The organism is Methylomonas sp. BG-2, from assembly GCF_057766305.1.
In genome coordinates, this window is sequence record NZ_JBYMAP010000153.1 from 1 (window position 1) to 9,825 (window position 9,825).

12 protein-coding genes and 1 tRNA gene are annotated in these 9,825 nt (G+C 58.6%); 2 read left to right on the top strand and 11 right to left on the bottom strand.

Annotated features, from left to right (window positions below; all coding sequences use genetic code 11):
• Positions 1-423: 423 nt before the first annotated feature.
• The 10 genes from AC3B8H_RS14500 to moaB form a co-directional block, all read right to left on the bottom strand.
• Positions 424-499: transfer RNA gene (locus tag AC3B8H_RS14500), tRNA-Thr, on the bottom strand.
• 10 nt (positions 500-509) lie between these two features.
• On the bottom strand, positions 510-896 hold the full coding sequence (gene hisI, locus AC3B8H_RS14505; RefSeq protein WP_488442259.1) for a phosphoribosyl-AMP cyclohydrolase: 387 nt from the start codon (positions 894-896) through the stop codon (positions 510-512).
• Positions 893-1,666, bottom strand: a complete 774-nt coding sequence (hisF, locus tag AC3B8H_RS14510; RefSeq protein WP_488442260.1) for an imidazole glycerol phosphate synthase subunit HisF — start codon at positions 1,664-1,666, stop codon at positions 893-895. The genes hisI and hisF overlap by 4 nt, the downstream gene beginning before the upstream one ends.
• 11 nt (positions 1,667-1,677) lie before the next feature.
• A complete protein-coding gene (gene hisA / locus AC3B8H_RS14515) occupies positions 1,678-2,424 on the bottom strand; it encodes a 1-(5-phosphoribosyl)-5-[(5-phosphoribosylamino)methylideneamino]imidazole-4-carboxamide isomerase (protein WP_488442261.1) in 747 nt (248 codons plus the stop codon).
• A gap of 54 nt (positions 2,425-2,478) precedes the next feature.
• Positions 2,479-3,120, bottom strand: a complete 642-nt coding sequence (gene hisH / locus AC3B8H_RS14520) for an imidazole glycerol phosphate synthase subunit HisH (RefSeq protein ID WP_488442262.1) — start codon at positions 3,118-3,120, stop codon at positions 2,479-2,481.
• A 47-nt stretch (positions 3,121-3,167) separates the two neighbouring features.
• Positions 3,168-3,761 (bottom strand): imidazoleglycerol-phosphate dehydratase HisB, encoded by a 594-nt coding sequence (hisB, locus tag AC3B8H_RS14525; RefSeq protein WP_488442263.1) that lies wholly within the window; start codon positions 3,759-3,761, stop codon positions 3,168-3,170.
• 48 nt (positions 3,762-3,809) lie between these two features.
• A complete protein-coding gene (gene pepN / locus AC3B8H_RS14530) occupies positions 3,810-6,446 on the bottom strand; it encodes an aminopeptidase N (protein ID WP_488442264.1) in 2,637 nt (878 codons plus the stop codon).
• Between the two features lie 2 nt (positions 6,447-6,448).
• Complete coding sequence (locus AC3B8H_RS14535) at positions 6,449-6,994, bottom strand: phosphate-starvation-inducible PsiE family protein (protein ID WP_488442265.1); 546 nt, start codon at positions 6,992-6,994, stop codon at positions 6,449-6,451.
• Complete coding sequence (locus AC3B8H_RS14540) at positions 6,987-7,367, bottom strand: DUF423 domain-containing protein (protein WP_488442266.1); 381 nt, start codon at positions 7,365-7,367, stop codon at positions 6,987-6,989. The genes AC3B8H_RS14535 and AC3B8H_RS14540 overlap by 8 nt, the downstream gene beginning before the upstream one ends.
• A complete protein-coding gene (gene moaB / locus AC3B8H_RS14545; RefSeq protein WP_488442267.1) occupies positions 7,364-7,885 on the bottom strand; it encodes a molybdenum cofactor biosynthesis protein B in 522 nt (173 codons plus the stop codon). The genes AC3B8H_RS14540 and moaB overlap by 4 nt, the downstream gene beginning before the upstream one ends.
• A gap of 21 nt (positions 7,886-7,906) precedes the next feature.
• Here moaB and AC3B8H_RS14550 point away from each other — a divergent pair, with 21 nt between their 5' ends.
• Positions 7,907-9,142, top strand: coding sequence for an AI-2E family transporter (locus AC3B8H_RS14550; RefSeq protein ID WP_488442268.1), 1,236 nt, complete (start codon positions 7,907-7,909; stop codon positions 9,140-9,142).
• Positions 9,143-9,222: 80 nt separating this feature from the next.
• Complete coding sequence (locus AC3B8H_RS14555; RefSeq protein ID WP_488442269.1) at positions 9,223-9,546, top strand: hypothetical protein; 324 nt, start codon at positions 9,223-9,225, stop codon at positions 9,544-9,546.
• Between the two features lie 18 nt (positions 9,547-9,564).
• Here the strand turns inward: AC3B8H_RS14555 and AC3B8H_RS14560 are convergent.
• The coding region (locus tag AC3B8H_RS14560; protein ID WP_488442270.1) for a hypothetical protein at positions 9,565-9,825 on the bottom strand (261 nt) is incomplete at its 5' end.

Consider the following 9,825-nt stretch of genomic DNA (forward strand, 5'->3'; position numbering starts at 1 on the left):
GCTGCGTCTATACCTAGGATTGCGCGCATCAGTTTTGTCTCGGGTCACAAGGAATTAGATTGCTAACTGTATATCGACTGGCAAATTCGCTTGGGCGGAATAAAGCCCCTATTACAGCCATTCAATCAGATAAAGCGATAGACCGAAACGGGGTCGCTTGCCGCCCCACGCTTTCCAACCATTCACCCTGAACCCGATCCGAGTGATTGCTGGGGATTCGACGATGAAGGGGCATTGTGTTCTGCCGAACCCTAAGTCTATACCAATCCCGTGTTGTTTCACTGAGCAAAGAGCGGTATCAAGATTGCCTTGATAAACGTCTACTTATCGAGATTTGTCGAGGACAATTGCTTGCGACTGCCCCTCAAGTGCCCCACGAGGCTTGCTTGAAATCTCATTTTTACTGTAACTAATTGATTTTAATGGTGCCGGCAATAGGAATCGAACCTACGACCTTCGCGTTACGAGTGCGCTGCTCTACCTGCTGAGCTATGCCGGCTTGGGAGGGGTTATTTGTAGATGGTTTTCGGGTCTTTCAGGACAGGATCGACGGTTTGCCATTCGCCGTCGGCCAAGCTGCGGAAAAAACAGCTTTCCCGGCCGGTGTGGCAGGCGATGCCGCCTTCCTGCTCGACTTTAATCAACACCACATCGGCATCGCAATCGAGTTGGATATCCAGGACTTTCTGCCGGTGACCCGATTCCTCGCCCTTGCGCCACAAGCGCTGACGGGAACGCGACCAGTATACCGCATATCCTTCTTGTTCGGTAAGCGCCAGCGATTCCCGATTCATCCAGGCGAACATCAAAATTCGGCCGCTAAGATGGTCTTGGGCAATGACAGGCACCAAGCCGTCGTCGGTCCAGGCGATTTCGTCCAGCCACGCGCCGCTCACAGTCTGACCTCAATGCCGCGCGATTGCATGTGGCGCTTGGCCTGTTCTATCGTGTATTCGGCGAAGTGGAAGATGCTGGCGGCCAGCACCGCGTCGGCCTTGCCTTGGATAATGCCGTCGGCCAAGTGGTCAAGGTTACCGACGCCGCCGGAGGCGATCACCGGAATTGGCACCGCTTCGCTGATCGCACGGGTCAGCGGTAAATCGAAGCCGGACTTGGTGCCGTCGCGGTCCATGCTGGTCAGCAGGATTTCGCCGGCGCCGTAGCTCTGCATTTTGACGGCCCATTCGACTGCGTCGATGCCGGTCGGCTTGCGGCCGCCGTGGGTGAAAATTTCCCAGCGGTCTACTTCGCCGTCCTGGCTGACTTTCTTGGCGTCGATGGCAACGACGATGCATTGCGAGCCGAATTTATCGGCCGCTTCCTTGACGAATTCCGGCCGAAATACCGCCGCGCTGTTGATGCCGACCTTGTCGGCGCCAGCGTTGAGCATGCGGCGGATGTCGTCCAATACGCGGATGCCGCCGCCGACCGTCAACGGGATGAAGACTTCGCCGGCCACTTGTTCGACGACGTGCACCATCGTCGCCCGGTCGTCGTGGGTGGCGGTGATGTCCAAAAAGGTGATTTCGTCGGCGCCTTCGCGATCGTAACGGCGGGCGATTTCCACCGGATCGCCGGCGTCGCGGATATCGATGAATTTGACGCCCTTGACGACGCGGCCGTTATCGACGTCCAGGCAGGGGATGATGCGTTTGGCTAGGCTCATGGTTCGGGCGTTCAGAGGTCGGCGCCGCTAAAGGATTCAGCCAATTTCTCGCCTTCGGCGAAATCCAGCGTGCCTTCGTAAATGGCCCGGCCGGTGATCGCGCCCATGATGCCCTCGTGGGCTACTTCGCCGAGCGCGCGAATGTCGTCCAGATTGGTGATGCCGCCGGAGGCGATGATCGGGATGTTGACCGCGCGGGCTAGCTTGGCGGTGGCTTCCACATTAACGCCTTGCATCATGCCGTCGCGGGAAATGTCGGTATAAATGATCGCCGAGACACCGTTGGATTCAAACTTTTGCGCCATATCGATCACGTCGTGGCGCGACAGTTTCGACCAGCCGTCGATCGCCACCCGGCCGTCCTTGGCGTCCAGGCCGATGATAATGTGGCCGGGAAATTCGATCGCGACGTCGCGGACGAAGTGCGGCTCGCTGACCGCCTTGGTGCCGATAATCACATATTGCACGCCGGCTTCCAGATAAGCCTGGATCGTGTCTTCGTCGCGGATGCCGCCGCCGATTTGCACCGGCACGTCCGGATAGGCTTCGACGATGGCGTGAATGATTTCGGCATTTTTCGGTCGGCCGGCGAAGGCGCCGTCCAGATCCACCAAATGCAGGCGCTTGGCGCCGGCTTCTACCCAGCGTCCGGCCACCGCTACCGGGTCTTCCGAAAACACGGTGTCGTCTTCCATACGACCTTGACGCAAACGCACACACTTCCCTTCTTTCAAGTCAATTGCGGGTATCAGCAACATAGTTCAATCTCGGAGGTTAAATCACTGGGTCTGTAGTTACATCGGGACTGGAGATCAGGCCTTGCCGTCCCAATGCAAAAAGTTTTGCAACAATTGCAAGCCGACGGTCTGGCTTTTTTCAGGGTGAAATTGCACGGCGAAAACCCGATCCTGGGCCAATGCGCAGGTGAAAGGCGTCGGGTAATCGGCGGTTGCCGCCGCCCGACCGGCGACATCGGGTACGGCATAGTAGCTGTGAACGAAATAAAACCGGCTGTCTTGCGGGATGTTTTCCCACAGCGGGTGGGGTTGTTGGCGGACCCGGTTCCAGCCCATGTGCGGGATTTTCAGCAGCTGGCCGGCGCCGTCGGTCAAATGGTCGGCAAAACGGCGCACATGCCCCGGAATCAGATTCAAGCAGGCGACGCCGTCGTTTTCCTCGCTATCGGTCAGCAGCGCTTGCATGCCCAGGCAAATACCGAGCAGCGGTTTTTCGGCCGCCGTGCTCGCTATCACGTCGGCTAGGCCGCTGCTTTTAAGGGCTTGCATGCAATCGCGAATGGCTCCAACGCCGGGAAACACCACGCGGTCGGCATCGCCGATGATCGCCGGATCGGCGGTGACCCGCACGTCCGCGGCGGGTTCGGCATGCTGAAGCGCTTTGGCGATGGAATGCAGGTTACCCATTCCGTAGTCGATGACGGCAACTGTCGACATAAGTTTGATAAGAGGTCTTGAATCGGGTTGGGCTGAGAAAGTCGGAATTATAGACTGCCTTTGGTGGATGGCATGATGCCGGCCATGCGCTCGTCGTGGCTGATCGCCATTCTGACGGCGCGGCCGAATGCCTTGAACACGGTCTCGGCGATATGGTGGGCGTTGCCGCCTTTCAGATTGTCGATGTGCAGCGTAACGCCGGCGTGGTTGACGAAGCCTTGGAAAAACTCCTTGAACAAATCGACATCGAAGCTGCCGATCAGCGCGCGCTTGAACTCGACTTCGTAAAACAGGCCGGGCCGGCCGGAGAAATCGACGACGACGCGCGACAGCGACTCGTCCAACGGGCAGTAAGCGTGGCCGTAGCGGAAAATGCCTTTCTTGTCGCCCAGGGCCTTGGCGAACGCCTGGCCCAAGGTGATGCCGATGTCTTCGACGCTGTGGTGGGCGTCGATATGCAGGTCGCCGCGGGATTCGACGTCCAGATCGATCAAGCCGTGCCGGGCTACTTGGTCCAACATATGCTCCAAAAACGGCAGTCCGGTGTTAAACGAGGCCTTGCCGTTGCCGTCGAGATTGACGGCAACCTTGATCTGGGTTTCGAGCGTGTCGCGCTCGACCTGGGCGGTGCGTGGGTTCATACCTGAAAACGATGGGTGACTGCCGGCTAGTTTACGTGAATAAGACGGTTACGCCAAACTCTTGCTGGCAATTTCGTAAACGTCCTTGGACAGATGCTCGGTTTCGACGATACGCCGCAATTCGCGCGTCATCAAGGTTTGCCGGTCGGCGTCGTAACGTCGCCACTGGGCAAAGCCGCTGACCATCCGCGCGGCGATTTGCGGATTCAGCGCATTCAACTCGATGACCCGATCCGCCAAAAACCGGTAACCCGAACCGTCCGCGGCGTGAAAATGCAACGGGTTGGACTGGCTGAACGCACCGACCAGCGACCGCACCCGGTTGGGCGTTTTCATATCGAAGGCCGGATGTTGCATCAAGCGTTGCACGGTGGCGAAGGTCTCGGGCATATGGCAAGTGGCTTGCAAGGTAAACCATTTGTCCACGACCAGCGCCTCGCGTTGCCATTGCCGGTAAAAACTGTCCAGACAATCGGCCTTGGCCGGATTGCGGCTGTTGACGACCGCCGACAGTGCCGCAATCTGGTCGGTCATGTTGCGGGCGCTACGGAACTGCGCTTCGGCCAGTGCGTAACTCTCCGGCTTTTCCAGCGCGGTCAGATAGCCCAGGCAGGCGTTTTTCAAGCGGCGGCGTCCGACCGCGGCGGCATCGAAACAGCCTGACTCGTCCTTATGGTGTTCGGCGTACAAGCGTTGGAATTCGTCGGCTAGCGCGGTCGCCAGCGACAGGCGCACGAATTCGCGGGCCTGGTGGATGGCTTCGACATCTACCACGGCCATTTGGCCGCCCAAATAAGCTTCGTCGGGCAAACTCAGCAACAGCGCGCGGTAGGATAGATCGGTGCCGCCGTCGGCCAGAATCGCCCGGAATGCCTCGAGCAATACCGGATTGGTCGCCAGCGCCCGGCCGGCGCGGATGTCGGCGATCAGTCCGAAAATAATCCGCGAAATCAATTGCTGGCCGGCTTCCCAGCGATTGAAGGTATCGCCGTCGTAACTGAGCAAGAACGCCAGTTCTTCCGGGCTGCGGTCAATCTTCAAGGTCACCGGCGCCGAGAAGCCGCGCAGCAGCGACACGACCGGCTGTTCGGTCAAGCCCTCGAACACAAAGCTTTGTTCGGCCTCGGTCAGGCTCAAGGTCGTTTCTTCGCGGGTTTCGCCTTGGTAACAAAAGCGGGCCGCGCTGCCGTCCGCCGCCAGCAAGCCCAGCTTGATCGGCACATGCAGCGGTAATTTTTCCGGCTGATTCGGCGTCGGCGGACAGCTTTGCTTGACGGTCAACGTCAACCCGCCGGCGCCGAACGCTTGCTCGACCTGCAACACCGGCGTGCCGGCCTGCGAATACCAGCGGCGGAATTGGCTCAGCTCGACGCCGTTGGCGTCTTCCATCGCCTTGACGAAGTCCTCGCAAGTCACCGCCTGGCCGTCGTGGCGCCGGAAATACAGGTCGCAGCCTTGGCGAAATCCAGATGCGCCCAACAGTGTGTGCAGCATGCGCACCACTTCCGCGCCTTTTTCGTAGACGGTCAGCGTATAAAAATTGTTGATTTCGATATAGGCTTCCGGCCGAATCGGATGGGCCAGCGGACCGGCATCCTCGGCGAACTGGCGGGTGCGCAGCATGTTAACGTCTTCGATGCGCTTGACCGCCGGCGACGAGCGATCGCCGCTGAATTGCTGGTCGCGAAACACCGTGAAGCCTTCCTTCAGGCTCAACTGAAACCAGTCGCGGCAGGTTACCCGGTTGCCGGACCAGTTGTGGAAGTACTCGTGGCCGATCACGCCCTCGATGTGTTCGTAATCGCTATCGGTCGCGGTATCCGGCCGGGCCAGCACGAACTTGGTGTTGAAAACGTTCAAGCCCTTGTTTTCCATCGCCCCCATATTGAAATGGTCGACCGCGACGATCATGTACAAATCCAGGTCGTATTCCAGACCGTAGGTGTCTTCGTCCCAGCGCATCGCGTTTTTCAGCGATTGCATCGCATGGCCGCATTTATCGACGTTGTGGGCCTCGACGAAAATTTCCAGCGCGATGCGCCGGCCGCTCATCGTCGTGAAGTCGTCGGCGACGCATTCGAGTTGGCCGGCCACCAACGCAAACAAATAGCAGGGTTTGGCGAAAGGGTCTTCCCACGCCACCCAATGCCGGCCGTCGTCCAGTTGGCCGGCGCCGATCTTGTTGCCGTTGGACAGCAACACCGGATATTGGGCTTTGTCGGCGATCAGCTTGGTGCTAAAGCGGCTCATCACGTCCGGCCTATCCAGAAACCAGGTGATCTTGCGAAAACCTTGCGCTTCGCACTGGGTGCACAACATGCTGCTGGACAGATACAGGCCTTCCAGCGCGGTGTTGGCTTGCGGGTCGATGATGTTTTCGATGTCGATTCGGAACGGCCGGTCGCCGGGCACCCGGTGTATCGTCAGGGTTTCGTCGCTCAGCGTGTAGTCGCCGGCGACCAGTGCTTGGCCGTCCAGCGCGATACCAACCAGCAGCAGTTCTTCGCCGAACAGCGTCAGCGCCTCGCCCGAGCTGCGGCTGTCGGGGTTGCGCCGAACGTCGAGGCCGGCGCGGACCACGGTGCGTTGTTCGTCCAACTCGAAAACCAATTCGACCTGATCGATCAAATAGTCCGGCGGGGTGTAGTCTTTCAGGTAAACGGTTTGCGGGGTGGCGTCGCGCATGCTTATCGGTCGTCGGTTTTCACCGGTTGGGGTTTAGGAGAAATCAGCCAATAGGTCAGACCCAGGGCCAGGATCACCGCCGCGATCGCGACGATGTAATGCCATTCGAGTTCCTTGAAGTCCAGCATGATGACCTTCCTGGCCACGGCCATCAACGCGGTGGCGATCACCATTTTGATCGGCAGCGCGTCGTGTTTGATATAAACGGTGATGTTGACGAAAATTTCGATCGCGATCAGCACCGCCATGAACGAGCCGAAGATTACCAGAATATCGGAGACGGTCAGCATCATGAACGGCGCTTCGACCAGTTTTTGAAACATCACGTAGGCAACGTCGGCGACGCCCCACAGGATCACCAACACCATCAACACCGCGAGAATGCGCACCGCCAAATGGATCACCGCGTGCAAGACTTTAATCATCGCGTCTTCGGCCGGCGGCGGCAGTTTGACGTCGCCGTCGCTATCGCGGGGATTTCGCACGCCGCTAGTGCGGGGAGCGGGCGCTGCTGTGGGCGCGCTGGGGCGAACGGGCGGTTTATCCATCGGAACCTCCAGAGTGTTGTAGGGCTGCTTTGGCGATGGCCGCCCAAGCCAGTAGAAAAGCAACGCCGCCGAACGGCGTAATCATGCCCAACCAGCTTAGATTAAAAATCGCCAACAGATACAAACTGCCGGAAAACAGAACGATGCCGATCAGCAAACACCAGCCCGCCCAGCGTAAGCTTGGGTGTTCCGGCAGGGTGCCGACCAGCGCCAAGGCCAGCGTATGCCACATTTGGTAGCTTACCGCGGTTTTATAGATGTCAGCGCCGTGTTCGGACAAGATATTTTTCAGCCCGTGCGCGCCGAACGCGCCCAGGCCGACGCCGAGGAAGCCGAAAATCGCGGCGTAAAACAAAAACCGGCGTTGGTTCATTTCTCCAACAGCCTTGGCATCAATTGCACCAGATTGCAGGGCCGGGTGCGGTAATCCAACTGATCCTTGATCAGCGCGTCCCAGGCGGTGCGGCAGGCGCCGGCTGAGCCGGGCACGCAGAAAATATAGGTGGCGTTGGCAACGCCGGCCAGCGCCCGCGATTGTACCGTCGAGCTTTTGATGTCCTGGTAGGAAATCATCCGGAACACTTCTCCGAAACCGTCCAAGACCTTGTCCAGCAATGGCTTCACCGCTTCTGGCGTGCCGTCGCGGCCGGTGATGCCGGTGCCGCCGGTGGTAATCACGGCGTTGACGTTCGCGTCCGCGATCCATTGGCTGATCGCCGCGCGAATTTGATAAATATCGTCGGGGACGATGCGTTTTTCATGCAGTTGATGACCGGCAGCCAGCAGACCGTCCACCAAGGTCTTGCCGGACACGTCGTCCGCCTCGGTGCGGGTATCGGACACGGTCAATATCGCGATATTGATTGGAATGAATGCTCTGCTGTCGCTCACGACGCCTGCTCCGGATTGGCAATGGTCCCGCATTCTAAGAAACCCGCGCCGGCACTGCAAGCGCCGTTCCCCGGCGCATTCGGCGAATGCCAGGTCTTCAAAATCGGCTATGCTGTCGATTCCGCCGATTGCCGGCCCGCCTATGCCACCGCCGCATCCAAATCCGCCATGCTTCCGCCCAATTCCCGCTACGAAAAACTGGCCAGTCTGGCCGCGTTCTGTTTGCTGTTGTTTGCCTGCTATCAGGTGTTGCGGCCGTTTTTTTTCGACCTGTTATGGGCGGCCATTCTTTGTTACGTGACTTGGCCGCTGTATAGCCGTTTGCGGACCTGGAATTTGAGCGCCAACCGGGCCGCGATTGCGATGGTGCTGCCGATCGGGGCGCTGTTGCTGACGCCGTTCGCGGCGGCCGGCTTTACGTTTACCGACGACATCAATCGGATGTTGCAATGGTTGAACCAAAGCGCTCACGAATGGCCGGCGCCGCCGGTCTGGCTGCGCGGCTTGCCGCTGATTGGCGACAGCGCGGCCGATACTTGGCTGGCCTTCGGCGAGGACTCCAGCCGCATCGTCAATTTTGCCCGCCAATACGCGCTCGGCGCCGGCGGCTGGCTGTTGCAACAAAGCATCGGTCTGGCCGGGGAATTGTTGCATCTGGGATTGAGCATTCTGGTGCTGTTCTTCTTCTACCGCGACGGCGAGCATGTCGCCGGCCATGTGGTGATCGCGGTCGAACGTTTGGCGGGCGAACGTACCCAGCGCATTCTGCACATCATCCGTACCAGTTTGCTGGCGGTGGTTTACGGCATCCTCGGCACCGCGCTGGTACAAGCACTGGCGTCGATGCTCGGTTTCGTGATTGCCGGCGTGCCTTACGCCTTCGTATTGGGTGTGGCCGCTTTCTTTTTGATGATCATCCCGGCCGCCGGCACCGTGGTTTGGCTGCCGATTTCGTTATGGTTACTGGCGGAAGGCGAAACCGGTTGGGCCATCTTTATCGCGGTCTGGTTTTTGGCCTTCGTTGGCACGATCGATAACTGGTTACGGCCGTTGTTGATCAGCCGAGAGGTCGAGCTGCCGTTTGTGTTGATCGTATTCGGCATCTTCGGCGGTCTGTTGGCATTCGGCTTTATCGGCGTCTTTCTGGGGCCGACGCTATTGGCGACCAGTTACGCGCTGTTGTTGGATTGGTTGATCCGCACCGAACAGGAAAGCCAGTCTGAATCCGTCAATCCGGCGGACGACGGCAAGGCCTAAACGGTGGCTGTTCAGATCGGCGCCGACCCTCTAAAATCGCGCCAGTCACTTTTATTAGACCTGTTTGCCTGACGACGCCCATGGCCTGTTGCGACGACCCGACCGAGCCGAAAAAACTCGACCGCCGCGAGCTGATCCGGTTGCAGGAACAGTACGGCGAATTGGTTCGCGACCTGATGACCGAAGATCCCGAACGGGTGATTCTCAAACTGTTGAGCCATGGTAATGCCTATCTGACCGAACTGGCCGCGTTGCGGGCGCATCACGTCTCGGTCAGGTTAAGAGCGATTGCCTTGTTGGAAAAACCGAGTCGCGCGGTACTGGAACGGATTGCCGCAACCGAGGCGGATAGCGAGTTCGGCAGGGCGGCGCACGTCAGGTTGCTGGTGCTCGGACCGGAATAAATTTCGCGATGAGCCACGCTACCTCATTTGGGGTTTATCGCTCATTCTGAAAATGGCTGGTGTATTACTTGGGGTTGGAGTATTGGCCTTGCCGTTGGTAATGACTGCCGCACGCCAAAACTCTGGCGGATTGCGCGAGGGCATATTAAATATGGAAAGAAAATATTCTGATTTTTTTATAAATTCCAGTCCATTATTTGGAGAGGGGTTATGAGCAACAAGGACATGAATTCGCCGGCTATGCAGAAACAGTCCGGGTCTAAGCCAAGGATATTGGTG

Excerpts from the sequence above, each read along its gene's own strand:
- hisF (WP_488442260.1), bottom strand. The coding sequence starts at position 1,666 with ATGAGCCTAGCCAAACGCATCATCCCCTGCCTGGACGTCGATAACGGC.
- hisA (WP_488442261.1), bottom strand. The coding sequence starts at position 2,424 with ATGTTGCTGATACCCGCAATTGACTTGAAAGAAGGGAAGTGTGTGCGT.
- hisH (WP_488442262.1), bottom strand. The coding sequence starts at position 3,120 with ATGTCGACAGTTGCCGTCATCGACTACGGAATGGGTAACCTGCATTCC.
- hisB (WP_488442263.1), bottom strand. The coding sequence starts at position 3,761 with ATGAACCCACGCACCGCCCAGGTCGAGCGCGACACGCTCGAAACCCAG.
- pepN (WP_488442264.1), bottom strand. The coding sequence starts at position 6,446 with ATGCGCGACGCCACCCCGCAAACCGTTTACCTGAAAGACTACACCCCG.
- AC3B8H_RS14535 (WP_488442265.1), bottom strand. The coding sequence starts at position 6,994 with ATGGATAAACCGCCCGTTCGCCCCAGCGCGCCCACAGCAGCGCCCGCT.
- AC3B8H_RS14540 (WP_488442266.1), bottom strand. The coding sequence starts at position 7,367 with ATGAACCAACGCCGGTTTTTGTTTTACGCCGCGATTTTCGGCTTCCTC.
- AC3B8H_RS14550 (WP_488442268.1), top strand. The coding sequence starts at position 7,907 with ATGGTCCCGCATTCTAAGAAACCCGCGCCGGCACTGCAAGCGCCGTTC.
- AC3B8H_RS14555 (WP_488442269.1), top strand. The coding sequence starts at position 9,223 with ATGGCCTGTTGCGACGACCCGACCGAGCCGAAAAAACTCGACCGCCGC.